The 24,160-nt window shown below is 67.7% G+C and carries 20 protein-coding genes and 1 pseudogene; 10 read left to right on the plus strand and 11 right to left on the minus strand.

The genetic code is table 11. From position 1 onward, the window contains the following. Positions 1-53: 53 nt before the first annotated feature. Positions 54-1,190, minus strand: coding sequence for an AI-2E family transporter (locus tag AB0876_RS06665; RefSeq protein WP_491841945.1), 1,137 nt, complete (start codon positions 1,188-1,190; stop codon positions 54-56). A gap of 72 nt (positions 1,191-1,262) precedes the next feature. On the opposite strand from AB0876_RS06665, the gene AB0876_RS06670 reads away from it, so the two are divergent. The 3 genes from AB0876_RS06670 to AB0876_RS06680 are packed head-to-tail and all read left to right on the plus strand — an operon-like array spanning position 1,263 to position 4,000. After that, positions 1,263-2,426, plus strand: coding sequence for a lysylphosphatidylglycerol synthase transmembrane domain-containing protein (locus AB0876_RS06670; RefSeq protein WP_526041541.1), 1,164 nt, complete (start codon positions 1,263-1,265; stop codon positions 2,424-2,426). Positions 2,427-2,448: 22 nt separating this feature from the next. Continuing rightward, complete coding sequence (locus AB0876_RS06675) at positions 2,449-3,648, plus strand: M23 family metallopeptidase (protein ID WP_526041542.1); 1,200 nt, start codon at positions 2,449-2,451, stop codon at positions 3,646-3,648. Further along, positions 3,635-4,000: a DUF3054 family protein gene (locus AB0876_RS06680; RefSeq protein ID WP_526041543.1), complete on the plus strand. Its 366-nt coding sequence runs from the start codon at positions 3,635-3,637 to the stop codon at positions 3,998-4,000. Before AB0876_RS06675 ends, AB0876_RS06680 begins: the two co-directional genes overlap by 14 nt. Here AB0876_RS06680 and AB0876_RS06685 read toward each other — a convergent pair. The 4 genes from AB0876_RS06685 to AB0876_RS06700 form a co-directional block, all read right to left on the minus strand. Beyond that, positions 3,988-5,334, minus strand: coding sequence for a HAMP domain-containing sensor histidine kinase (locus tag AB0876_RS06685; protein WP_491841941.1), 1,347 nt, complete (start codon positions 5,332-5,334; stop codon positions 3,988-3,990). The two genes, AB0876_RS06680 and AB0876_RS06685, sit on opposite strands and share 13 nt — an antisense overlap. Positions 5,335-5,371: 37 nt before the next feature. Continuing rightward, positions 5,372-6,040, minus strand: a complete 669-nt coding sequence (locus AB0876_RS06690; RefSeq protein WP_167769574.1) for a response regulator transcription factor — start codon at positions 6,038-6,040, stop codon at positions 5,372-5,374. Between the two features lie 76 nt (positions 6,041-6,116). Then, positions 6,117-6,500: a hemophore-related protein gene (locus AB0876_RS06695; RefSeq protein ID WP_526041544.1), complete on the minus strand. Its 384-nt coding sequence runs from the start codon at positions 6,498-6,500 to the stop codon at positions 6,117-6,119. 168 nt (positions 6,501-6,668) lie between these two features. Next, positions 6,669-7,226 (minus strand): hemophore, encoded by a 558-nt coding sequence (locus AB0876_RS06700; protein WP_491841939.1) that lies wholly within the window; start codon positions 7,224-7,226, stop codon positions 6,669-6,671. Positions 7,227-7,494: 268 nt separating this feature from the next. Between AB0876_RS06700 and AB0876_RS06705 the strand changes: the two genes are divergently transcribed. Together AB0876_RS06705 and AB0876_RS06710 are read left to right on the plus strand one after the other, a co-directional pair. After that, entirely contained in the window at positions 7,495-10,362 is a 2,868-nt protein-coding gene (locus AB0876_RS06705) for an MMPL family transporter (protein WP_526041545.1), read from the plus strand. Positions 10,363-10,823: 461 nt separating this feature from the next. Further along, positions 10,824-11,270: pseudogene (locus AB0876_RS06710) on the plus strand (hypothetical protein); the annotation flags it as partial. 27 nt (positions 11,271-11,297) lie between these two features. Here AB0876_RS06710 and AB0876_RS06715 read toward each other — a convergent pair. After that, on the minus strand, positions 11,298-11,987 hold the full coding sequence (locus AB0876_RS06715) for a hypothetical protein (RefSeq protein WP_491841937.1): 690 nt from the start codon (positions 11,985-11,987) through the stop codon (positions 11,298-11,300). Then, positions 11,984-12,583, minus strand: a complete 600-nt coding sequence (locus AB0876_RS06720) for a hypothetical protein (protein WP_491841936.1) — start codon at positions 12,581-12,583, stop codon at positions 11,984-11,986. Before AB0876_RS06720 ends, AB0876_RS06715 begins: the two co-directional genes overlap by 4 nt. 65 nt (positions 12,584-12,648) lie before the next feature. Between AB0876_RS06720 and AB0876_RS06725 the strand changes: the two genes are divergently transcribed. Further along, positions 12,649-14,637, plus strand: coding sequence for a M13 family metallopeptidase (locus tag AB0876_RS06725; RefSeq protein WP_526041546.1), 1,989 nt, complete (start codon positions 12,649-12,651; stop codon positions 14,635-14,637). Positions 14,638-14,694: 57 nt separating this feature from the next. On the opposite strand, the gene AB0876_RS06730 is transcribed toward AB0876_RS06725, so the two are convergent. Further along, positions 14,695-15,714: a L,D-transpeptidase gene (locus AB0876_RS06730; protein ID WP_526041547.1), complete on the minus strand. Its 1,020-nt coding sequence runs from the start codon at positions 15,712-15,714 to the stop codon at positions 14,695-14,697. A 142-nt stretch (positions 15,715-15,856) separates the two neighbouring features. Continuing rightward, positions 15,857-17,104: an MFS transporter gene (locus tag AB0876_RS06735; RefSeq protein ID WP_526041548.1), complete on the minus strand. Its 1,248-nt coding sequence runs from the start codon at positions 17,102-17,104 to the stop codon at positions 15,857-15,859. Between the two features lie 138 nt (positions 17,105-17,242). On the opposite strand from AB0876_RS06735, the gene AB0876_RS06740 reads away from it, so the two are divergent. Beyond that, positions 17,243-17,542: an MTH1187 family thiamine-binding protein gene (locus tag AB0876_RS06740; protein WP_055119508.1), complete on the plus strand. Its 300-nt coding sequence runs from the start codon at positions 17,243-17,245 to the stop codon at positions 17,540-17,542. Here the strand turns inward: AB0876_RS06740 and ricR are convergent. Then, positions 17,539-17,844: a copper-sensing transcriptional repressor RicR gene (gene ricR, locus AB0876_RS06745; RefSeq protein WP_003884906.1), complete on the minus strand. Its 306-nt coding sequence runs from the start codon at positions 17,842-17,844 to the stop codon at positions 17,539-17,541. The two genes, AB0876_RS06740 and ricR, sit on opposite strands and share 4 nt — an antisense overlap. 98 nt (positions 17,845-17,942) lie before the next feature. Here ricR and AB0876_RS06750 point away from each other — a divergent pair, with 98 nt between their 5' ends. The 3 genes from AB0876_RS06750 (at position 17,943) to AB0876_RS06760 (ending at position 21,495) form a co-directional block, all read left to right on the plus strand. Further along, the gene (locus AB0876_RS06750) at positions 17,943-18,407 is read left to right on the plus strand and encodes a hypothetical protein (protein ID WP_526041549.1); all 465 of its coding nucleotides are present in this window, start codon (positions 17,943-17,945) and stop codon (positions 18,405-18,407) included. Between the two features lie 65 nt (positions 18,408-18,472). Further along, complete coding sequence (gene ilvD / locus AB0876_RS06755; protein ID WP_491841930.1) at positions 18,473-20,173, plus strand: dihydroxy-acid dehydratase; 1,701 nt, start codon at positions 18,473-18,475, stop codon at positions 20,171-20,173. 155 nt (positions 20,174-20,328) lie between these two features. Then, entirely contained in the window at positions 20,329-21,495 is a 1,167-nt protein-coding gene (locus AB0876_RS06760; RefSeq protein WP_526041550.1) for an ankyrin repeat domain-containing protein, read from the plus strand. Here AB0876_RS06760 and AB0876_RS06765 read toward each other — a convergent pair. Further along, on the minus strand, positions 21,467-24,073 hold the full coding sequence (locus AB0876_RS06765; protein ID WP_526041551.1) for a LuxR C-terminal-related transcriptional regulator: 2,607 nt from the start codon (positions 24,071-24,073) through the stop codon (positions 21,467-21,469). The two genes, AB0876_RS06760 and AB0876_RS06765, sit on opposite strands and share 29 nt — an antisense overlap. Between the last annotated feature and the right edge of the window lie 87 nt (positions 24,074-24,160).

Genomic DNA, 24,160 nt, shown 5'->3' on the forward strand with positions numbered 1-24,160 from the left:
CGGCCTGTGTTCGTCGATTCGCCCGAATCGCAACCACAGGCCGACGTTCGGCGTTAATCGTCCGGGTCGTCCGGCGGCGGTACCGCCACCACCGTCCCTTCGGCTTCCTCCTGCCTGGCTTGCTCGGCGTCGGGGTCGTCTGCCAGCAGTACCCGCGTCGCGCTGTTGATGAACGCCACCGTGGGCACCGCGAGCAGGGCACCGACAATGCCCGCCAGGACACCGCCGCCGGCGATGGCCAACACCACCGCCAGCGGGTGGATCGACACCGCACGGCCCATCACCAGCGGTTGCAGCACATGGCCTTCGAGCTGCTGCACCGCGATGATCAGCCCGAGTGTGATCAGGGCGTAGACAAACCCCTTGGCCAGCAGGGCCACCACCACCGCCAGGAATCCGGCGACCACCGCACCGACCAGCGGGATGAACGCGCCCATGAAGACCAGCGAGGCCAGTGGCAGCGCCAGCGGGATACCCATGATTGCCAGGCCGGTACCGATGCCGACCGCATCGACCAGGGCCACCAGGAACGTGGCCCGCATGTAGCCGCCCAGCGAGTGGAAACCGGCCCGCCCGGCATCCTGGACCCGTTCCCGCACATGGGCCGGGAACACCTTGGTGACGAACCCGAAGATGCTGCGCCCGCCCTGCAGCAGGAAGATCAGCGTGAACAACACCAACAGCGCGCCGGTGAGCAGCTCGGTGAGAGTGCCCGCGGTGGACAACGCCCCGGTGGTGAGCTTCTCCTGGTTGCGCTGCAGCGCCTCGATCGCGGTGTTGCCGGCCTGGTCGATCTGCTCCTTGCTCAGCTGCAGCGGGCCGTTGATCAGCCAGTTGCGCAGCCCGTCGATGCTTCGCGTCACCTGCTCGACGAGTTGCGGTGCGCCCTCGATGAATTGGGAGATGACGAAGCTCAGGATGCCGCCCACCACCGCGAAACTGGCGAGCAACACCAGGGCGACGGCGGCACCGCGCGGGGCACCCCGGCGGTCCATGAAGTCGACGGCAGGCAGCAGCAGCGCCGCGACCATGGTGGCCAGCGCCACCGGCACCACGATCACCTCAAGGTGTTTGATCAGCCACAGCAGCGCTACAACGGCCGCCAGGATGACCAGCAGACGCCATGACCACGCCGCGACCTTCCGGACGAACGGCGTAACGGCCTCATCAGCAACAGGGTCCAGTGCCATGTCGGTAGCGTAATGCGGCGCGCCGCCGCAACCGGTGAGGTCGTCGCGACCAGCGCGGTTACCCTGTAGGGCGTGTCACAGGACGCGCCGGCCGACACAGCCCGGGACCGGGTCGGCTCCACGCGCGGCAAGTACTGGTGGGTCCGCTGGGTGGTCATCGCACTCGCGGTGACGGTGCTCGCCGTCGAAGTGACCCTGGTCTGGGACCAACTGGCGAAGGCGTGGCGCAGCCTGCTCACCGCGAACGGGTGGTGGGTGCTGGCGGCAGTGGGCGCCGCGATGGCCTCGATGCACAGCTTCGCCCAGATCCAGCGGACGTTGCTCCGCTCGGCCGGGGTGCCCGTCAGACAGTGGCGTTCGGAGGCCGCGTTCTACGCCGGCAACGCGCTGTCCACCACCATGCCCGGCGGCCCGGTGCTCTCCGCAACGTTCGTCTATCGCCAACAACGCATCTGGGGTGCCTCACCGCTGGTGGCCTCGTGGCAGCTGGTGATGTCGGGGGTGCTGCAGATCGTCGGCCTGGCGCTGCTGGGCCTCGGCGGGGCGCTCATGCTGGGCGCCAGCAAAAACCCACTGTCGCTGATCTTTTCGCTCGGCGCGTTTCTGGCGATCATCCTTCTCGCCCAGGCCGTGGCGACCAGACCGGAGTTGATCGACGGCATCGGCGTCAGGGTGTTGTCGTCGGTGAACTCGTTGCGTGGCAAGCCGGCCAACACCGGGCTGTCCAAGTGGCGCGAAATCCTGCAGCAACTCGAGTCGGTCAGCCTGGGCCGCCGGGATCTCGCAGTGGCGTTCAGTTGGTCGATGTTCAACTGGGTCGCCGACGTGGCCTGCCTGGCCTTCGCGTGCTACGCCGCTGGCGGTCATCCGTCGCTGGCCGGGGTCACCGTCGCCTACGCCGCGGCCCGGGCCGTGGGGTCCATCCCCTTGATGCCGGGCGGCCTGCTGGTGGTGGAGGCCGTTCTGGTGCCAGGTCTGGTCTCCTCCGGAATGACGCTGGCCTCGGCCATCTCGGCAATGCTCATCTACCGCCTGGTCAGCTGGATCTTCATCTCCACGATCGGCTGGGTGGTGTTCTTCTTCATGTTCCGCACGGAGAAGGACATCGATCCGGACGCCGGCGGGCCGGCAATGCAGCAGGACGCCGGCGGGCCGGCAATCCAGCAGGACGCCGGCGGGCCGGCCGCCGACACAGCCACCGGATCCCGGTGCAGATCCCACTTCCCCGAAACCTGAATCCGAGCGCTAGGAGACGTCCATGCGAATCCGGTATCCGATCGCGGTGCTCGTGCTGACCTTGGCCGGGTGCTCGTCGGCGCAGACTCCGCAGTCGGAGTCGCCCACGACCACCACTCCGCCACCGGTGGTCACACCCGTGGTGGGATCGGTTCTGGCCGAACCGGTCCCGGTGGCGGCCACCGATGGCCGCACCCACCTGGCGTACGAGGTGATGCTGACGAATACCTCGCCGGGTGTCGTCACCCTCAACTCACTGAGCACTGCGACGGGCGACCGCAAGCTGCTCACCCTGTCCGGGGACAGCCTCAAGTACTGGACCAGGGCCGTGGGAAATTCCACTGTCGGAACCAACGTGCTCGGCCCCGGGCAAAGTGCTTACGTGTGGCTGGACGTGATCGCCGACGATCCGACGCAGGTGCCCACCGAGCTCACCCACGAACTCGGGATCACCGTGGCCAAGCCGATGCCGCCGCTGGTCCCACCGACCCTGACCGAATCCGTGGCGCCGGTATCGGTGCAGACGCGCAAGCCGGTGTCCATCTCCCCGCCGCTGACCGGCGACAACTGGGTCGACGCCAACAGTTGCTGCGATATGACACCGCACCGCATGGCGCTCAACCCGATCAACGGAAAAGTCTGGGCGGCAGAGCGGTTCGCGATCGACTACGTGCAACTCGGCGCCGATGGCCGGATCTTCGCCGGGGACCGAACGAAGGTGGCGAGCTACCCGTATTTCGGCTCGGAGATCCACGCGGTTGCCGACGGGCCGGTGGTGGCCGTGCTCGACGGACTCAACGAGCAGGTTCCCGGTGTCACGCCGAACGGTCTGACCCTGCAGCAGTACGGCGGCAACCACATCGTGCAGGACATCGGTGACGGCAACTACGCCTTCTATGCGCATTTGCAGCCGAACACCCTCAAGGTCAAACCCGGTGACAAACTCAGCACCGGGCAGGTCATCGGCGCGCTCGGCAACTCCGGCAACTCCGATGCACCGCATCTGCACTTCCATGTGATGGACGGGCCGGATCCGTTGGCGTCCAATGGCTTACCATTTACCTTCAAATCGTTCCGGCTCGATTCCCGGCTCACATCGCTGAGCGCCGCCGACGCACTCTTCGACGGGAAGCCGGCCGCGCGGCAACCGGGCTTCGCCGAGCGCGACCAAACCGACGTCAGCCCACTGGTACTGGATGTGATGACCTATGCGACGAGCTAGCGGCACGGCCTTCCTGGTGGACCTGATCTGCGTGGTGGTGTTCTGCACCATCGGCCGGCGCAGCCATGCGGAGGGCCTGACGGTGGCCGGCGTGGCCGAGACCGCATGGCCGTTCCTGACCGGAACCGTGGTGGGCTGGTTGCTCTCCCGCGGTTGGCAGCGGCCGACGTCGTTGGCCCCGACCGGGGTCGTGGTGTGGATCAGCACGGTGGTGGTCGGCATGGTGTTGCGCAAGCTGACCTCGGCCGGAGTGGCCGTCAGCTTCATCATCGTCGCCTCGCTGACGACCGCGCTGCTGCTGTTGGGCTGGCGCGCGGTGCTCGCCGGGCTGCGGCGTCGTCAATCCGCCTGAGCCGCATCCTCTGTCGGTGAGCCCGACATGGCAACGGTCAACGTGGCCCGCAGGCCACCGAGAGGCCCGTCGGACAACGTGATCTCGCCACCGTGCAACTGAGCCTGCTGCGCCACCAGCGCCAGGCCCAGCCCGGAGCCGCCTGCCATCGCGGTGCTGCCGCGGCGGAACCGGCCCAGCACGGTCTGGTGCTCCTCGACCGGTAGGCCGCGCCCGTTGTCGTCGACGGTGATGACCAGGAACTCGCTGTTGCGGTGCGCGGTCAGCACGATCCGGGTGGCCTCGCCGTGGACAACCGCATTGCGCACCAGGTTGTCCACCGCGATGCGCAGCCCGCCGGGCCAGCCCATCACCAGGCCGATGTCATCGGCGACGTGCACGTCGATCCGGACATGCGCGCTGCCCCGGGCGTTCTCTCGCACCACCCGGTCGAGCAGATCGGCGATGTCGATCAGTTCGCGGTCTTCGGCCTGGGCCAGTTGTCCCGAGGCGAGCTGACCCAGTGCAGTGATGATGGCCTCGACCCGGCGTTGCGCCCTGGACAGATCGGCGACCACCTCGTCACGTTCGGACTCGGGCAGGTTGTGGATTCGCAGGGTGTCGAGGTCTGCGCGCATCGCGGTCAGGGGCGTGCGCAGCTCGTGTGCGGCGTTGGCGGCGAAATCCTGTGCCGCCTGAAGGGAATTGGTGGTGGCGCGCTGCGCGGCAGCCAGCCGGGTGAGCATGCCCGCCATGGCCTCCGACAGGTCCTCGGCCTCCCGCACGCCGCGCACCTTCGGCATCGTGTCGGTGCCGCTGTCCAGTTTCGAGGTGTGCTCGGTGAGCTTACGCAGCGGCCGGATGGCCGGCCCCGCCAACAGCCAGCCCAACCCACCGGCCACCAGAACCGTGGCCACGCCGAACGCACTGTACAGCGGAATTCTGTTGGGGCTCAACAAAATACTGTCCGCGCGGATACCGATGGACATCAGCACTCCGCCGTGCTGGTCCACGTGGACGGTGCGTACCCGGTAATCGACGCCGTTGACCTCGACGGTCTCGGTTCCCGGCGGCAGCTCAGGCAACTGGAAGCCCCGCTGGAACACCACCTGCCCGGTTGACCGCGACCGGCCGGTGGTCAACACGCCGCGCGTCGGATCCTGGAGGTGCTCGGGGTTGATGCTGGCGTCGACGATCGAATCGAGCCTGCGGTCCAACTGTGCAGAGTCGTTGTTGGCCAACACCACCGAGGTCAGGATGGTGAACACCGCGACCACCGCAGCGGCGGCCAGCGCCGAGGCCACCGCGACCCTGGTGCGCAGCGACGCCGAACGGATGAAGCCGAAGATCCGCACCTACTGCTGGTTCCCCACCGAATCGATCACGCGACCCTCACGCATCTTCCCGCAGCACGTACCCGATCCCCCGGACGGTATGGATCACCCGGGGCACGTCCGGTCGCTCGAGCTTGCGCCGCAGATACGAGATGAACACGTCGGCGACGTTGGTGTCCACGTCGAAGTCGTATCCCCAGACCAGCTCGAGGAGCCGCTGCCGGGACAGCACCACGCCGGTGTTCTCCGCCAACACGGCCAGCAGGTCGAACTCCCGCTTGGTCAGGTCGACACGATCGCCGCCGACGAACACCAATCGGCGGGCGGTGTCGATGGTCAACGCCCCGACGGTCATGGTGTCCGACGGACGGTCGGTGTGGCTCGCCCGGCGCAACAACGCGTTGAGACGTGCCACCAGTTCACCGAGGTCGAACGGTTTCGTCAGATAGTCGTCCGCGCCTGCCTCCAGGCCCGCGATGCGGTCGTTGACCGTGTCACGGGCCGACAACACGCAGATGGGGATCTCGTTGCCCAATGCCCGGAGGGCGGTGACCACGGCGACGCCGTCGAGTTCGGGCATCTGGACGTCGAGAACGAGCGCGTCGTGCGACTCGTTCGACAACAGGCGCAGTGCCTCCTTGCCGGACGCCGCGACCCGGACATCGAACCCCGAATGCCGCAATCCGCGGGCAACCGAAGTACGCACATCCGGGTCGTCGTCGACCATCAGCACCGTGCGATTCACGCTCTCGGGTGTCACGTGTCCTTCGCCGCTGGCGGGGGTAGCTTCCACCCGCACTCGGTTACGGGATGGAGGGAGCCGGAGCTTCGCCGCAGCGGTTCTTCAGGTCTACCAGCGGCTGGCGGATACCGGTCAGCTCGGCCTTGGTCTGCGGGTTTGCTTCGAGGTAGTCGTGCACCTTGGTCTTGACCTCCTCGCGCGGCAGGCCTTCCAGGCTGGTGAAGAAGTTGTTCACATCGGGATGGGTGAACAGGTAGGCCGAAGTCGATGCCGATACGCCCGAAGCCACGCCGGCCAGATCGGCTGCGCTGCAGTTGGGAGGGTTGTTCGCCGGGTCGTCGGCAAGCGCCGACGGGATGGCGCCGAGCAGCATCGCACCGGCTACAGCGCCGGCGCCGGCCACGCCAGCTACCACGCGCCGCGTATTTCGGGCCGAGAGCAACATGGTCAAGCTCCTTCATCGGATGGGGAAGGCCGTAACCCCAAACGGTTATCGGCTCAAGAAAGCTAAGCAGAATCCGTGACGACTTTCCTGCCTTGTGCGCAAACCGCCGCGCCGGGCCGTGAACCCGCAGCTCAACGGTGTCACCGCCGCGACGCGACGGCGGCGGAGCTAGCGCGTCGAGGCCGTTGTGGGACCCGGAAGCGGACCGGAGCCCGGTCGCACGGCCGAGGCCGCCGGGGATTGCGCGGGCACCGCGACGCTGGGCACTCCGACGTTCTGCGCCGAGGGCAGCGCACCCGGCAAACCACCGGTGGCCGTCCCGCCCTGTGATTGGGTGGCCTGCACCAGCCCCATCAGCTGCGGCAGCGTGACCGGCAACTTGCAACGCGATCCCAAGACGGTCAGGGGCTGCTGCAACTGCTGGATGTCCTTGGCCGCCTGCGGGTTGGCGTCGAAGTAGGTCTTGAGGGCCGCGATCGACTGGGCTCCACCCTGCTGCTGACTGATCGTGGTCAGGGCCTGGTTGGTCTGCGGGTGGGTGTCGAGGTAGTTGCCGATGTTGGTCGCCACACCGCCCGCGGTACGGGCGACCTCACTGGCCGCGCAGGGATCGCTCGCAGCCGTGGCGGACGGAACCATGAGCGCGGCCACCGTCGCACCGCCTGCCGCGATCGCCGCGAAGGCGACGGCCAGCGAGCGGCGCAATCCACCGTTGGTCGGTTGCATGGAGAACTCCTTCAGCGTGGGCCCCGGCGCATACGTCAGCCGGGGTCGTCCTTGGCTATGTCGCCGGACAGCGCTGTTCTGTTAGCGACGGTGACGTAACGCTATCGGGGTCAGCTGTGGATATTGCTGTGAGAAGTCTCAGGGCGATCTCAGAACCCGCAGAGAGCGGGCCACACTACACCGCTAGAGGTACGCTCTGGCTGACACAAGCCAGGACACGCCCAGCCACGTCGGGGGGAGAAAGCGGGGACCTCGCATCCAGCAGTTCATGATGCGCTTGAGCAGCTATCTGCGCAGATTCCGCTGGGCGGTTTTCGCGACATGGTTGTTGCTTCTGGTGCCCTCGATCTACCTCGCGATCAACCAGTCGTCCAATCTGACCGGCGGCGGTTTCGACGTCGAAGGTTCACAGTCGCTCCACGTCCAGCGACAGCTCGAGGAACATTTCCCGGATCAGGGCGCGTCCCCGCTTGCCCTGATCGCCTCTCCCCGCGCGGACGCCTCGTTCCAGGACATGAACGCCGCGGTGGCCACGCTGGAGAAGATCGCGGGGCAGGTGCCCAGCGTCAAGATCGTGCCGAATCCCCAACAGCCCGCCCCGCAGCCGGACCGGCCCTACGTCATCACCTTGCAGCTGGACTTCAACAACACCGGCGCGGTGGACGTGGCCAAACAGCTGCGCCAGAAGGTCGGGGTGCACGGCGAAGACCCGGGTGAGAGCGAGAACGGCAAGGTCAAGTTCTACGTCATCGGGCAGGGCGCGCTCGGCGCGGCGGCCACCCAGGCCACCAAGCACGACATCGCCGCGGCCGAGAAGTGGAACCTGCCGATCGTGTTGATCGTGCTACTGGCGGTGTTCGGCTCGCTGGCCGCCGCGGCGCTGCCACTGGTGCTCGGTATCTGCACGGTCGTGGTGACCATGGGCCTGGTCTATCTGCTGTCGATGTACACGCAGATGAGTGTGTTCGTCACCTCGACGGTGTCGATGTTCGGCATCGCCCTGGCCATCGACTACTCGCTGTTCATCCTGATGCGGTACCGCGAGGAGTTGCGGGCGGGCCGCGACCCAGCCGATGCGGTCGACGCTGCGATGGCCACCTCCGGGCTGGCGGTGGCCCTGTCCGGCCTCACCGTCATCGCCTCGGTCACAGGCATCTACATCATCAACACCCCGGTGCTGGTGTCGATGGCCACCGGCGCGATCCTCGCGGTCGCGGTCGCGGTCCTGACCTCCACCACACTGACCCCGGCGGTGCTGGCGACGTTCGGCCAGGCGGCGGCCAAGCGCTCGTCCTACCTGCACTGGTCGCGCCGCGCCGAGGCCACCCAGTCGCGGTTCTGGACCCGCTGGACCGGCGCCGTGATGCGCCGCCCGTGGGCCTCGGCCGTCGGCGCGACGATCCTGTTGCTGATTCTGGCTGCACCGGCGTTCGGCATGGTGCTGGGCAACAGCATGCAGCGCCAGTTCGAGCCCACCCACGAGATCCGCGGCGGGGTCAACGCGGCCGCCGACGCCCTCGGGCCCGGCGCGCTCGGCCCGGTGCGGGTGCTGGTGACGTTCCCCTCAGGAGACGCAGGCGGCGCGTCCTCTCCCGCGCGCACTGCCGCACTCGACGCAGTGCGCCAGGAGATGACCCGGGCACCCAACGTGCAGACCGTGCAGCCGCCCGTTTTCGCCGACAACAACAACAGCGCACTGCTGTCGGCAGTGCTGAAGGTGGACCCCGAGGATCTGGCTGCCCGCGAGGCCGTCGACTGGATGCGGGACAACCTGCCGAAGGCCGCGGGCTCGAACGCCAGCGTCGACGTCGGCGGTCCCACCGCACTGATCAAGGACTTCGACGACCGGGTGTCGAGCACCCAGCCGCTGGTCTTCCTGTTCGTCGCACTGATCGCCTTCGTGATGTTGTTGGTGTCGATCCGGTCGGTGTTCCTGGCACTCAAGGGTGTGCTGATGACGGTGCTGTCGGTGGCCGCGGCCTACGGCAGCCTGGTGGTCGTCTTCCAGTGGGGCTGGTTCGAGGAGTTGGGCTTCCAGAAGATCAGCTCGCTCGACAGCACCGTTCCGCCGTTGGTGCTCGCCATGACCTTCGGTCTGTCGATGGACTACGAGATCTTTTTGCTCACCCGGATTCGGGAGCGGTTCCTCCAGACCAACAGCACGCGTGACGCGGTCGCCTACGGAGTCAGCACCAGCGCGCGCACCATCACCAGTGCCGCGTTGATCATGATCGCGGTGTTCATCGGGTTCGCTTTTGCCGGCATGCCGCTGGTGGCACAGCTGGGAGTGGCCTGCGCGGTGGCCATCGCGGTCGATGCAACGGTGGTCCGGCTGATTCTCGTGCCCGCCCTGATGGCCATGTTCGACGAGTGGAACTGGTGGTTGCCGCACTGGTTGGACAGGCTGTTGCCCGAGGTGGACTTCGAGAAGCCTTTGCCCAAGGTCGAGGTCACGGATCTGGTGATCATCCCCGACGACATCTCCGCGCTGGGCCCGAGCGGATCAGACCTGCGCATGATGGTCCGAACTGCCGCCCGAATGAAACACCTTGCCCCACAGACGATCATCGTCACCGATCCACTGGCCTTCAGCGGCTGCAGCAAACCGTCTGCGCGGCTGGCGGCGCGGCGGCCGGGCGGACCGAAGCGCTGCCCCGGTGTCCATCCGGTGACGATGTGGCGGGGCAGGCTGTCGGTAGCCGTGGACGCGCTGGAGGCCGAGGCGGACGCGCAGCGGGCACCGATGGAGCGCCTCGGCCCCGTCGAGACCACCAATGTGCAGCTGCCGACCGGTGATCGGCTGCAGATCCCGACCGGCGCCGAAACGTTGCGGCTGAAAAGTTACCTGGTGATGTGTCGTAACAGCGCCAAGGACTTCGAAGAGTTTGCTGATCTTGTCGAGTCGATGGAAACCGAGACTGCAGCTCTGGTGTTGTCGGGCATGGACCGGTATTACTGTGGGCAGAACCCGAAGAGCAGATGGGTGGCCACGCAGCTGGTGCGGCGACTGGCCGACCCGCAGCCGTCCGATGAACACGAGTTCGCGATGTCGGACCCGGATGCAGCTGCCGAATGGGAGAAGGTCAGGCAGCGCTGCCTGTCAGTTGCGGTAGCGATGCTGGAGGAGGCGAAGTGACGTTGGCCCCCGACGTCCGGGAACCGAGGGATGCGCGGATTGCGCGTCGCGACGAGATTCAACCGGTTCAATCGTCCGCTCGGCGTCCCCAGGGACCGCAGGCCCAACGCACCGCCGGGCCGCGCACGCCCGCCCAACGCACCACCGCCCAACGCGCCAACGCCCAGCGGCCGGCGTCGACTCAACGGCCCGCATCCGCTCAACGCGACGCTTCGGCTCCACGCACGACATCACAGCGCGATACCGCCTCACGCACTTCCGGGCAACGCAGTTCGGCACAACGCTCCCAGAATGCGTCCACCCAGGTACAACGGAAACAGGAGCAACGCACTCCTGGGCACGACACCAAGGGACAACGCACACAGGGACAAGGAACGCAGACGTCACGCACACCGGTACAGCGCTCACAGCAGCCGGCACAGCCACGGCCACCGCGTCAGGGCCAGGCCGCGCCGCAGCAGCGTCAGCCCGCCTTCGACGACCGGCCGGTCGAGTACTGGCCGACCGCGGCGATCCGCGCCGCCCTGGAGACCGACGACATGGCGGTCTGGCAGCGCATCGTCGCCGCGATCAAGCGTGACCCCTACGGCCGCACCGCCCGCCAGGTCGAGGAAGTGCTGCAGACCGCCCGCCCCTACGGGGTGTCCAAGGCGCTGTCCGAGGTGCTGGTGCGCACCCGTGAGCACCTGGAAGCCACCGAGCGCGCCGAGGTCGCCCACCAGATCCAGGCCATGCTGCGCCGGTCCGAACTTCAGGCACCCGAGTTCGCCTCGCGCATCGGGATATCCAACGAATCCTTCGCCGACTACCTGGAGGGCACCACCAGTCCGCCGGCCTCGCTGCTGCTGCGCATGCAGCGCCTCTCGGACCGGTTCGCCAAGCTCTCCGCGCAACGTTCGGCGAAGTAGTCCGCTCCGGCTGAGGACCCCGCCGCGTCAGCGAGAGTGCAGCGGGGTGACATTGTCGACGAGCCAACGCCCGTCGCTCTTGCTCAAGGCCACCCGCAGCGCCATGACGGCATTGTCGGTGGGTTTGCCCGGAGCACTCTGAGTTCCCCGCAGCACCACAGCCACACTGGCCACCTGCGGACCCAGTGCCTCCACCCCGGCCGAAATGGTAGCGGCCGTGGCGGATACGTTCTTGCTCGCCAATTCCTTTGCCACATTGGCGAATTCGTTCTTGAACTGCTGAGCCTGATCGGGCGACATCATGGCGGTCGCACGGTCGATCGAGGAGGTCGGGCTCTGCGGGCTGAACGTGGCGGTGGCCTCCGAGACGCTGCTGGCGATGCGCACCACCTCGTCACGGTCGTTGTTGAAGGTGCGGTCGGGCACCGTCCAGCGCAGGTAACCCACCGTCACCGCGGCCACCACAGCGGCGGCAGCCACGCCCGCGACTGCGAGACGCAGCCCGGGGGCATCGTCATCGGTGCCCAGGGTCACGCCGTCGCGCCGGGCCAGCACGATGTTGACGATGACGCCCTGCACGATCAGCAGGCACAGCACCGAGCACAGCGACACCCACCACAGCGGCCAGGACAGCGCCAGCCCGATGTAGAGGACCGCCGCGATCGCGGCCAGCGGGGCGGCGATGTCGAACGCCAGGACGCGCAACCGGTTCCTCATCGGATCGGCTCCAGCCGCGAGACCATCAGGTTGCCGTCGACGTCGGAGACGTCCAGCCGCAGGTTCCAGCGCACGGTCTGGGGCTTGTCGGTGCCGGCGTTCTCACTGACCGAGGTGGCCACCACGAGCACGGTGTCGGTGCGCGACACCATCCCGGCCAGCTCCTGCTTGGGCGCGGGCACCGGACGACCGTCCGGGCCTGGCGGCGGGTGGTACAGCGATTCGATGGCCACCGAGTCGATCTGGCCGGTGGTGCGGGCCTGCAGCCGCTGCACCAGGTCACGGTAGGGCTGCACGGCCGCATCGAAGTCGGCGTTGAGCTGACCGACGGTGCCCTCGCGCAGCTTCTGCATACCGGCCTCGACGGAGTCCTTGTTGATGTTGATCAGGATGTTGGACCAGTCGGCGGCCGCCCGCAGCACCCGGGTCTGGTACGCGCGTTCGTCGGTCTCACTGCGATGTCCGGTCCACACCATCGCGGCCAGGACCACCGCGGCGACGGCGATCAGGCCCGCGACCGCCGAGGCGAAGCCGAAGCCGGTGATAGCACCGCCGGAGTGATCGTTGGTGCTGTCCTTGCTGGGCGCCTCGGGCATGGCCGTGAGGGTACCGGCAGCCGAACCGCCCCAGCGCACCCGCGGCCTTCTGGAAGAATGTCGGGGTGACGGTAGAAGCGATCAAGTCGGGTATCGACCTGAGCCATGTCGACCCGCAGGCACGCCCGCAAGACGATCTGTTCGGCCACGTCAACGGCAGTTGGCTGACCGACTACGAGATACCCGCCGACCGCGCCACCGATGGCGCCTTCCGGCTGCTGCACGACCGCGCCGAGGAACAGATCCGCGATCTGATCACCCAGGCAGCAGCGTCCGGCGCCGAGCCCGGCACCGACGAGCAGCGCATCGGCGATCTGTACGCCAGCTTCATGGACGAGCAGACCATCGCCACGCGTGGCCTGGCACCGCTGCTGGCCGAGCTCGCCCTGATCGACGGCGCCGCCGACAGCGACGCGCTGGCCTCGGTGCTGGGCGGCCTGGAGCGCACCGGGGTGTCCGGTGGAGCCGGCGTCTATGTGGACACCGATTCCAAGGACTCGACGCGCTACCTGCTGCACATGAGCCAGTCCGGCCTCGGGCTGCCCGACGAGTCCTACTACCGCGACGAGCAGCACGCCGAGATCCTGGCCGCCTACCCCGGCCACATCGCCCGGATGTTCACGTTGGTCTACGGCACAGACACCGCGGAGGCCCAGACCGAGACCGCGGCCCGGATCGTCGCGCTGGAATCCAAGCTGGCCGCCGCGCACTGGGATGTGGTCAAGCGCCGCGACGCCGACCTGACCTACAACCTGCGCAAGTTCACCGACCTGTCCACCGATGCACCGGGCTTCGACTGGACCTCCTGGCTCGGCGCTATCGGCACCACCCCGGAGAAGGCCTCCGAGCTGGTGCTGCGTCAGCCCGACTACGTGACGGCGTTCGCCGCACTGTGGGCGAGTGAGGATCTGGAGGACTGGAAGGCCTGGACCCGCTGGCGCGTCATCCATTCGCGCGCGAGCCTGCTGACCGATGACCTGGTGGCCGAGAACTTCGATTTCTACGGCCGCACCCTCAGCGGCACCGAGCAGAACCGCGACCGGTGGAAGCGCGGCGTCTCTCTGGTGGAGGGCCTGATGGGCGATGCGCTGGGCAAGCTCTACGTCCAGCAGTACTTCCCGCCGGAGGCCAAGGCGCGGATGGACGAGCTGGTGGCCAACCTGCGCGAGGCCTACCGGGTGAGCATCAACGAGCTGGACTGGATGACGCCGGAGACCAGGGCCAAGGCGCTGGTGAAGCTCGACAAGTTCACCCCCAAGATCGGCTACCCCGCCCGGTGGCGCGACTACTCGGCCCTGGTGGTCGAGCGCGACGACCTGTACGGCAACTACCGCCGGGGCCACGTCGTGAACTCCGACCGCGAGCTGGCCAAGCTGGGCGGGCCGGTGGACCGCGACGAGTGGTTCATGACCCCGCAGACGGTCAACGCCTACTACAACCCGGGAATGAACGAAATCGTCTTTCCCGCAGCCATTCTGCAGCCGCCGTTCTTCGACGCCGAGGCCGACGACGCCGCCAACTACGGCGGTATCGGCGCGGTGATCGGGCACGAGATCGGCCACGGTTTCGACGACCAGGGCGCCAAGTACGACGGTGACGGAAACCTGGTGGACTGGTGGACCGATGCCGATCGCGCCGAATTCGGGGTCCGCACAAAGGCTTTGATCGACCAGTACGAAAAGTTCACCCCGCGTGGGCTGGATGGCTCCCACCACGTGAACGGCGCGTTCACCGTCGGGGAGAACATCGGCGACCTCGGCGGGCTGTCCATCGCCCTGCTGGCCTATCAGCTGTCGTTGAAGGGCCAGGAAGCTCCGGTGATCGACGGACTCACCGGTGTGCAGCGCGTCTATTTCGGCTGGGCCCAGGTGTGGCGGACCAAATCCCGTGATGCCGAGGCGATCCGGCGCCTGGCCGTGGATCCTCACTCACCGCCGGAGTTCCGCTGCAACGGCGTCATCCGCAACATCGACTCCTTCTACGAGGCGTTCGAGGTGGACGACTCCGACGAGCTGTACCTGGAACCGGCTCAGCGCGTGCGCATCTGGAATTAGTCCGGATACAACAAAACCCCTGCCCGCGGGCAGGGGTTTTGTTGTATCGAGGTTCGTCTAGAACATCTGCCAGTCGGATGCACCGTCAGGCGTGTTGTACCAGCCGCCACCGGTGTTCTTGATCACCACCGGGTCGCCGCTGCCGAAGTTGTCGTAGAACCACTTGGCGTTCTCCGGGCTGAGGTTGATGCAGCCGTGGCTGGTGTTGCTCTTGCCCTGCTGGGCGACGGACCACGGGGCGCTGTGCACGAAGACGCCGCTGTTGTCGATGCGGACGGCGTCCTGCACCTTCAGCTTGTAGCCCTCCTTGGAGTCCACCGGCACACCGTAGGTCGAGGAATCCATGATGATGTCGGGGAACTTCTCCAGCACGTAGTAGGTGCCGTTCTTGGTCTCATGCTTGCCGTCGGGCTTGCCCATCGACACCGGGAAGGTCTTCTCCAGCTTCCCGTTGCGCAGGATCTCCATCTGGTGGGCCTTGTCGTCAACCGTCGCCACCAGGTAGTCGCCCACCCGGAAGCTCGACTTCGTGCCGGCCGCGTCGATGTTCACCACGGTATTGGACGGCCAGAAGTCCTGCGGGCGCCAGCGCAGCTGAGTGTCGGTGACCCAGTAGAAGCGGCCTGCCACCGGCGGGTTCGACGTGATCCGAATGGCGTCCTGGGCCATCTGCCGGTTGGCGATCGGCCGTTGGAAGTTGATGTAGATCGGCTTGGCGACGCCGACCATCGACCCGTTGACCGGGTTGAACGACGGCGGCAGGAACGGTGCTTCGCCGGTGAACGGCTCGGAGCTCTGCCCGGGCGCGTTGCCCTCGGTGAACGGGACGGTCGGGGAGCCGTAGTTGACGATCGGCGCGGGCGTCGACGGAGCGCCCGGAGCGGCGGCGGCCGGAGCCGCCGGGTCGGCCGGCAGCGGGGGGATGTAGGCGCCGGGCGGGGGGCCCGGAACAGCAGGGTCGACGGGTGCCGGCGGCACCTCGGGGTCTGCGAATGCGGCCGGGCTGAGCACCAGCCCACCGAACAACCCCGCAGCCATGAAAGCAGTGATCAGTCGACGTTTTGCCGATTTCGGCATGAGTAACCTCCAGACAGCACAACTCGCTCCAGTGTCTCACAGCACGGTGACCAGCTACTGCCGCGAGAAGCCGTCATCCCCCGGCAGCGGCCGATTCCACGGCGCTGAACTGCGGTGTTTATCGAGTGTGAGCGTGCTCGCGTTACTTCTCGGTGGTGGGGCAGGAAACTACGAATACGCCACGGGACGACGCGACGCCACACATCGACATGACGATCAGGGCCGCGGCCGCGGCCACTGTCGGCGCCGCTCCGCCGTGGTCGTAGATGCCGCCGCCGATCAGCGCACCGCCCATGATGCCGATCTGGAAGGCCGCGACATACAGCCCGGAGGCTCTGTCGGGGTCTTCCGGAGACGTGCGCATCGCCGAGGCCTGCAGCATCGGCGGCAACGCCGTGGAGGCCGCGCCCCAGGCCACGATGGCCAGTGCACCGAGCACCAGAGCCACCCGACCGCCGACGTGTTCGACGGCCACCATCGACAGCGTCAGCAGCGCGGCAGCCAGCACCGTGAGACACCCCAGCACCGACGCCTTCGGCCACAGGTCCAACGGCCGGGCCATGGCGGCCATCCCGGCCAGACCCGCGACCCCGAACGCCGCGAGCAGCCAGGCCAGATGTGGGCCGTGGATCCCGACCACATCGCGGATGATCACCACGATGAAGGTGAAGGCGATGAAGTGGCCGGTGACACCGATCATCGTCACCGTGGACAGGATGAGCAGACGCCGGTTTCGTCGACGTCCGTGCCGCGCCCCATCGACAGTGGTCGAGCCGGCCGTGGGCGCGAGCGGTGGCAGCATCGTCCATGCCGCCAGCGCCACCACCGCCGCAGCCACGGCGACCACCACCACGGCAAGCCGCCAGCCCCACATTTCGCTCATCGCCGCGGCGAGTGGGTTGCCCACCACCAGAGCCAGGCCGGTGCCGACATAGATCGCCGCGGTGGCCCGGCCGGCGTGACTGGCCGGGACCAACCGTGCGCCGATCGGTGCGATCACCGACCACATCAGTCCATGGGCCAGCGCGCACAGCACCCGCCCACCGGCCAGCACCGCGAAGTTCGGGGCGAGCGCCGAGATCACCTGCGAGACCGTCAGGCACACGAGGGTGGCGACCAAGGTCCGGCGTCGCGGCCAGCGTGCCGTCAGCCGGACCAGCGCGACGGTGGTGAGTGCGGCGACCAGCGCGTAACTGGCCATCAGCGTGGCGACCAGGCCCTCGCTGACCCGGAGGTCTGTGGCGATCGCCGGCAGGGCACCGACCGGGAGCATCTCGGCAGTGACGTAGATGAACGCCGCCGCTGCGAGGACGGCGAGTTGCGTGGCAACACGCGGTGTCCACGGGCTGGTGTGGGCGGAAAGCGATTCGCCGGTGACGCTGAAGGTCATTCTGGGATGCCACGGTAGTGCCATAACGTTGCCGTGCGTGGTTGCCGACCCGAGAGACCGCTACCCGCGTTCGTAACGTCAGGGCGGGACTTCGGCGCCCGGACCGCCGCAGCATTACGAGCGCGCACAATCGAATCTGTGATTGTCGCGTTCAGCATCAGCCCCGCCGGCGGGGACGAGTCCGGAAGTGTCAGCGCTGCGGTGGCCGAGGCCGTGCGGGTGGTGCGGGCCTCAGGCCTGCCCAACGAGACCAACGCCATGTTCACGAACGTCGAAGGTGAATGGGACGAGGTGATGGCCGTGGTGAAACAGGCCGTCGAGGTCGTCGCAGCGGTGTCTCCACGGGTCAGCCTGGTGTTGAAGGCCGACATCCGGCCCGGTTACACCGGGCAGCTCACCGCGAAGGTCGAACGGATCGAGCAGGCGCTGGGCGGCTAGGAGCGGACCAGGCGGGCAATCGCGGCCGATGCCTCGGCCAGCTTGGCCTCGGCCTGGTCACCGCCCTCGGAGACCGCCTGCGTCACGCAATGCCCGAGGTGCTCGTCGAGCAGACCGAGCGCCACGGATTGCAGAGCACTGTTGACGGCGCTGATCTGGGTCAGCACGTCGATGCAGTACTTGTCCTCGTCGATCATCTTGGCGATGCCCCGGACCTGGCCTTCGATCCGGCGCAGCCGCTTGGCGTAGTTCTCCTTCTGCGCCGAGTAGCCATGTGCGCCCGAGCTGTCAGCCACGTCCATGAACCCCATCATACCGGTACCCCACCGGGGTATGCACGCCCGTTTGGCCGGGAGAAATGCCGCAAAACGGCCGGCGCTCGGCCGATACGCTGACTCCGATGACAATGCCACCCTGGCCAGGGCCGCACGGGCAGCCGCCGGCCTATCCCGCACCGGGGTACCCGCCCGCCCAGCCGGCCCCGTATCCCGCGGCCCCGGGTGCGCGCCGGTCATCTGCGGTCGGCACCACGGTCACCGTGGTCAGCGTCGTTCTCGCGGTCGCACTGTGGATCGTCGCCGTGCTCGGTGCGGCGGCCGCCGCGTGGCTGTCGTTGTTCTTCGGGATGTCGACCGATACCTGCCACGCCACCTGCGGCCCGACCCCGTATGACGATCAGGTCTATCCGACGATCTTCGGCTGGATCGGCGGCGGGCTGCTCGCCGGATTCGCCGGCAGCATCGTCATGGTCTTCTTCACCCGCCGCTGGCTCTGGGTGTGGCCGCTGGTGTCGATCGTGTGCACCGTGATCGGGTTCCTCATGGGGCTCGACCTGACTATCAAGTCCACCGAGTGGACCGGCTGACCTGCGCCGCTGGGGCATGGTAAAGAATTTGGGCGGCTAACTAACCCGGGGGCATACTTACCCCCATGTCTTCCGACCAGCCCGATATCAAGCCCCGCAGCCGCGACGTCACCGACGGCCTGGAGAAGGCCGCAGCCCGCGGAATGCTCCGCGCGGTAGGGATGGGCGACGACGACTGGGTCAAGCCGCAGATCGGCGTCGGCTCGTCGTGGAACGAGATCACCCCGTGCAACATGTCGCTGCAGCGGCTCGCGCAGGACGTCAAGGCCGGTGTGCACGAGGCCGGCGGCTACCCGCTGGAGTTCGGCACCATCTCGGTGTCCGACGGCATCTCGATGGGCCACGAGGGGATGCACTTCTCGCTCGTCTCCCGTGAGGTGATCGCCGACAGCGTCGAGACCGTGATGCAGGCCGAGCGGCTCGACGGTTCCGTGCTGCTGGCCGGCTGCGACAAGTCGATCCCGGGCATGCTGATGGCCGCGGCCCGTCTGGACCTGGCCTCGGTGTTCTTCTACAACGGCTCGATCATGCCGGGTGTCGCCAAACTCACCGACGGCACCGAGAAGGAAGTCACCATCATCGACGCCTTCGAGGCCGTCGGGGCGTGCGTGCGCGGGCTGATGTCGCGGGAGGACGTCGACATCATCGAGCGTGCCATCTGCCCGGGCGAGGGCGCCTGTGGCGGCATGTACACCGCGAACACCATGGCATCGGCAGCCGAGGCACTCGGAATGTCGTTGCCGGGCAGCGCATCTCCGGTGGCCGTGGACAAGCGGCGCGGCGAGTTCGCCCGCAAGTCGGGTGAGGCCGTCGTCGAGATGCTGCGCCGCGGCATCACCGCGCGCGACATCCTCACCAAGGAAGCGTTCGAGAACGCCATCGCCGTCGTGATGGCGTTCGGCGGGTCCACCAACGCGGTGCTGCACCTGCTGGCGATCGCGCGTGAGGCCGAGGTGGAGCTGACCCTGGCCGACTTCACCCGCATCGGCAACAAGGTGCCGCACCTGGCCGACGTGAAACCCTTCGGCCGCCACGTGATGAAGGACGTCGACGAGATCGGCGGCGTGCCGGTGGTCATGCGCGCGCTGCTGGATGCCGGTCTGCTGCACGGCGACTGCCTGACCGTGACGGGTAAGACCATGGCCGAGAACCTGGCCCACATCGCGCCGCCGGACCCCGACGGCAAGGTGCTGCGCGCGATGAACAACCCGATCCACCCCACCGGCGGCATCACGATCCTGCACGGATCGCTCGCCCCAGAAGGTGCCGTGGTGAAGTCTGCAGGGTTCGAATCCGACGTGTTCGAGGGCACCGCAAGGGTTTTCGAGCGCGAACGGGCCGCCCTGGACGCGCTGGAGGACGGCACCATCACCCACGGCGACGTCGTGGTCATCCGCTACGAGGGGCCCAAGGGCGGCCCGGGAATGCGCGAGATGCTGGCCATCACCGGCGCGATCAAGGGTGCCGGGCTGGGCAAGGACGTGCTCCTGATGACCGACGGCCGGTTCTCCGGCGGGACGACGGGCCTGTGCGTCGGGCACATCGCTCCGGAGGCGGTTGACGGTGGGCCGATCGCGTTCGTCCGCGACGGTGACCGGATCCGGCTCGACGTCGCCAACGGCACGCTCGACATCCTGGTCGACGAGGCCGAACTCGCCGGCCGCAAGGACGGCTGGCAGCCGCTGCCCCCGACCTACACCACCGGCGTCCTGGCCAAGTACACCAAGCTGGTCCAGTCCGCCGCCGTCGGCGCCGTCTGCACGTAGGACCCCGGCAAAGCTCAGTGGTAGCGTGACGTCGGGCGTGCAGGAACGCCCGACGTCCGCTCGAAGAGGCCAAGCCTCCCTGCACGTTGAGTTGTCGTGTGACCGACCTCTTCTCAGCCCGATTCGCGGACACGGGCGTCTGAGAGGAGGCCGTCATGGCCAGCCGTCTGCCGAGCAACCCCTCGATCGAGCACCTCCGCGATGAAGCCCGCAGGCTGCAGCGCGCGAATCGCACCCCACTGCACCAGGCGCAGCTGACCGTCGCCCGCGCGTACGGTTTCAGCAGCTGGCCCAGACTCGTGCACTACCTCCGGGACGCAGCCGAGCTCAGCATCGACCCAGGCGCGCTCGACGAGAACAACCTCGACACCGCCGACCGATTCTGCTCATGGGCATCGTTGCGCTACAACGAAGCCGATGCTCCGCCCCGGTGGCAAGCCGCCGCAGAGCTGCTCGGATCCGAGCAGAATCTGGTCGACGAGCACGTCTGGGCTGCCGCGTCGGCCACAGATCCGGCCGCGCTGGCACGCCATCTGACGAACCATCCGGGGCTCGCGAACACCAGCGGCGGACCGTTCGGCTGGGTTCCGCTGATGTACCTGTGCTATTCGCGGGTTCCGTTGGGCTGCAGTGCCGATGACGTCCTCACCAGCGCGACGCTGCTGCTCGACGCCGGCGCCGATCCGAATGCCGGGTACCTCTGGTGCGGGATGTCGACGCCGTTCACGGTGCTCACGGGTGTGTTCGGTGAGGGGGAACAGGGTCCGCGTCGTCAACCCCGGCATGAGTTCGCACCCGATCTGGCCACCCTTCTGCTCGATCGCGGCGCACATCCGGCCGACCAACAGACGCTGTACAACCGGATGTTTCGCGCCGACGATTCCCACCTGGAACTGTTGTTCGCCCACGGTCTGGCCGAGGCTGGGCCCAGCCCGTGGGAGCTGAGGCTGGGTGAGGCCATGGAAAACCGTGCCGAGATGTGGGGACGCCAGATCGGCTGGGCCGCCGAGCATGGCTTCACCAGCCGGCTCGACCTGCTGGCCCGGCACGGTATCGACGTATCCGCAGCGCACGTCGTCGTCCCAGTGTTCCCGGACGATCCGAACGTTTTCGACGACGAAGGCGCGACGCCCCTACACCAGGCGGCCTGGTCCGGTGATCTCGAACTGATCCGACGACTCCTCGACGCCGGTGCCGACGCGACCATCACCGACCGGAGATTCGGCTCCACGCCACTGGATTGGGCCGAGCATGCCTACCAGACCGAGGCGGCAGATCTGCTCAGAGGCGTCGTCACAGCCCCTTCGGACCCCGCCGGATGATCGCGGCGAGTTCCTCGCGTGAACTGACGCCCACCCGCTGGCAGGCCCGGTACAGATGGCCCTCGACGCTGCGCACCGACATGACCAGTCGTTCGGCGATCTGTTTGTTGGACAGACCCGCTACGACGAGTTCGACGATCTCGCGCTGCCTTCCGGTCAGCGGCTGTCCGGCCGGGTTGCGCAACGCCGGGGTGCACAGCCCGCCGCATTCGTCGGCGCCCTCCTGCGCCAGCGCGGCCGCGTAGGCGCTGCGCTTGCCCTGACCGTGGCGGCCGAAAGCGACCGCAGCCTGCGCCATCGCGTCGGTGGCGGTGGCACGGTCACCGATAGTGCGGTATCCCTCTGCGGCGGTGAGCAATCCGGTACCGTCATCGGCTGCCAGTGCCTCGATGTGACCGGCCACCGTTTGGGCGAGCGGCAGTTTCAACGTGTCGGCCAGCTCGCGTGCGCGCGCCGCACCGGTGATGTCGCCCCACTGGGCGGCCGTCTGCAGACACAGCAGTTCATGGGTCGGCTGCTCGCGTCTCCCGGCATCGCGCCCCGCTGCGCGGACCACATCGATGGCATCGGTCAGCGCGCCACCGGCTGCCAACGTCCACCCGGTGGCCACCGACATCGCGGTGTTCATGAATACGTAGTCGTCGGGCACCCGCTGCTCGGCCCAGGCCAGCGCCTCCTCGGCAGCGGCCGTCTGGCCGAGCTTGGCGTGCGCCTCGGCCAGCGAAAAGCAGCTGGCGACCCGCAAACCCGTGTTCACCTCATGGGTTTCGGCACCTGCGTACGCCTCGTGCAGATGTTTGACGGCAGTGGCGAGATCCGCGCGAACCAGTTCCGCGTGGCCCAGCAGGTAGGCGAGGTTGGCATAGGCCAGACCCGGGATGTCGCGCGCCGATTCGTCCAGCCGCGCCGCGGTGGTCGTGCACTCGTCGATTCGCCCGGTAAGACGACAGGCCCTACCGTGGACGGCGCCGAACCAGTAACGCATCCATGAAGATTCGAACGACGCGGCGGACCTCGCGATCGCCGTGTCGGCGACCTCGTTGATCTCGTCGGCATGCCCCAACGCACCGAGCGCCATCATCAACGCGATCGAGGCGACCATGGCATGGAAATCGGGTAGCTCGCCGGATGCCAGAGCAGTCCTGGCAATTTCCTCGGCGGCGGCACAACGGCCGAGGACCACGTCGACTCCAGCCTGCACGGCCAGCCGTTCCATCCGCTGTGCGGCGGATTCCTCAGTGCCGGAAAGCTTTTCCAAGACCGCCTGGGCATCCAGTGGCCTGCCGAGCATCCAGGTGAGATTAGCCGCCCGCACCGTCGCCCAGTGGTGGCTGTCCGGCTTGCCGTCGGCGCTGATGTCACGCAGTACCGCCTCGGCCTCATTGCCCCGGCACAGCAGGATCAGCGTCATGGCCCGCATGGGCGCAGCCTCGGGTGCACCGCATTCGGCTGCGGCAGCGGCGAATCGGTCAGCGGCATCAGGGTCGAGCAGGACGGCAGCGCAGCGCGCGGCCGTGAGGTAGAGCTCCGGATCCGGGGGCAGGTCGGAGTGCAGGGCCAGCAATGCGCGGCGGACGGTCGCCCGCATATCCCCGTCGGCCTCCGACCCCAGCCGTCGCGCCAGCCTCCCCCGGATCCTCGACAGGTGCATTTCACCCGCTGTCGCCCTGCGCAATTCGCCGTACAACGGATGTGCGAGGGTCGCCACCAGGCCGCGCCCGTCGCGGTCGACCCTGACCAGATGCATCTGCTCGGCGGCCTCCAGGTCGGCGGGCTCCACAAGGTCGACGAGGACGTCGACGCTCAGCGGTTCGCACTGCGACAGCGTGTCGAGCACCAGCGCCATCCCGGGCTCGAGTCCACCCAGACGGCGCCCGACCATGTCGGTGATGCTCTGGGACACGGCCACATCGCCGTCCCACATCCACACCCCGGCGGACTTGCGCATCCGCCCGGCGGCGATCTGGTCCTTCACCAGCTGCAGCAGGTACAGCGCGTTGCCTCCGGTCAGCTTCCAGAACCGGCGCGTGCTGCGGCTGTCCACCGGGCCCGCGACCGCCGATTCGATCAGCGTGGCGGCCGCCGCGGCGGACAGCGGTTCGAGGTCGATCCGGTCGAGCAGGCTGTCCTTCCACAGGGCGGTCACCGCGTCGGGTTCCGGACCGCCGGAACGCGCGGTGACGACGAGACGTACTCCCTGCGTCTGCGCCAGTTGATGTACGACGTGCGCGGACAGCGGGTCGAGCAGGTGGGCGTCGTCGACGCCGATGACCACCTTGCCCATGCGCTGCTGAGCGACGAAGGAATCGATCACGCGACGCACGTCCGGCAGCGGGTCGCACATGCTCTGGCTGATCGATCCGGTGAACGCCCCGAGCGGGATGGCGCGTGCGGATTCGGTCCCGACGAACCAATTGGTCCGGTGTCCTGACGACGCCGCGTGGCTCAGTGCCTCCCGAGCCAACCGGGTCTTGCCGACCCCGGCACTGCCGACGATCACCACACCGTGGTGGGTTCCCGGCCCACCAAGGGAGCGACGGATCGTCGCCAGTTCTTCTTCCCGCCCCGCCAGCTTCATGTCAGCAGTTGGTACCCGCCATCGCCGTCATCGGAAGTCCCGCGATTGCCCAGGATATGGCGTCAAACCTGCCCGCGGGTGGCAAAT

Origin of the sequence: Mycobacterium sp. NPDC049093 (assembly GCF_040704635.1) — a bacterium.
Taxonomy (GTDB): Bacteria; Actinomycetota; Actinomycetes; order Mycobacteriales; family Mycobacteriaceae; genus Mycobacterium.

Excerpts from the sequence above, each read along its gene's own strand:
- ilvD (WP_491841930.1), top strand. The coding sequence starts at position 18,473 with ATGTCTTCCGACCAGCCCGATATCAAGCCCCGCAGCCGCGACGTCACC.
- AB0876_RS06760 (WP_526041550.1), top strand. The coding sequence starts at position 20,329 with ATGGCCAGCCGTCTGCCGAGCAACCCCTCGATCGAGCACCTCCGCGAT.
- AB0876_RS06665 (WP_491841945.1), bottom strand. The coding sequence starts at position 1,190 with ATGGCACTGGACCCTGTTGCTGATGAGGCCGTTACGCCGTTCGTCCGG.
- AB0876_RS06675 (WP_526041542.1), top strand. The coding sequence starts at position 2,449 with ATGCGAATCCGGTATCCGATCGCGGTGCTCGTGCTGACCTTGGCCGGG.
- AB0876_RS06695 (WP_526041544.1), bottom strand. The coding sequence starts at position 6,500 with ATGTTGCTCTCGGCCCGAAATACGCGGCGCGTGGTAGCTGGCGTGGCC.
- ricR (WP_003884906.1), bottom strand. The coding sequence starts at position 17,844 with ATGGACGTGGCTGACAGCTCGGGCGCACATGGCTACTCGGCGCAGAAG.
- AB0876_RS06735 (WP_526041548.1), bottom strand. The coding sequence starts at position 17,104 with ATGACCTTCAGCGTCACCGGCGAATCGCTTTCCGCCCACACCAGCCCG.
- AB0876_RS06690 (WP_167769574.1), bottom strand. The coding sequence starts at position 6,040 with ATGGTCGACGACGACCCGGATGTGCGTACTTCGGTTGCCCGCGGATTG.
- AB0876_RS06715 (WP_491841937.1), bottom strand. The coding sequence starts at position 11,987 with ATGAGGAACCGGTTGCGCGTCCTGGCGTTCGACATCGCCGCCCCGCTG.
- AB0876_RS06700 (WP_491841939.1), bottom strand. The coding sequence starts at position 7,226 with ATGCAACCGACCAACGGTGGATTGCGCCGCTCGCTGGCCGTCGCCTTC.
- AB0876_RS06750 (WP_526041549.1), top strand. The coding sequence starts at position 17,943 with ATGACAATGCCACCCTGGCCAGGGCCGCACGGGCAGCCGCCGGCCTAT.
- AB0876_RS06730 (WP_526041547.1), bottom strand. The coding sequence starts at position 15,714 with ATGCCGAAATCGGCAAAACGTCGACTGATCACTGCTTTCATGGCTGCG.
- AB0876_RS06705 (WP_526041545.1), top strand. The coding sequence starts at position 7,495 with ATGATGCGCTTGAGCAGCTATCTGCGCAGATTCCGCTGGGCGGTTTTC.
- AB0876_RS06720 (WP_491841936.1), bottom strand. The coding sequence starts at position 12,583 with ATGCCCGAGGCGCCCAGCAAGGACAGCACCAACGATCACTCCGGCGGT.
- AB0876_RS06680 (WP_526041543.1), top strand. The coding sequence starts at position 3,635 with ATGCGACGAGCTAGCGGCACGGCCTTCCTGGTGGACCTGATCTGCGTG.
- AB0876_RS06765 (WP_526041551.1), bottom strand. The coding sequence starts at position 24,073 with ATGAAGCTGGCGGGGCGGGAAGAAGAACTGGCGACGATCCGTCGCTCC.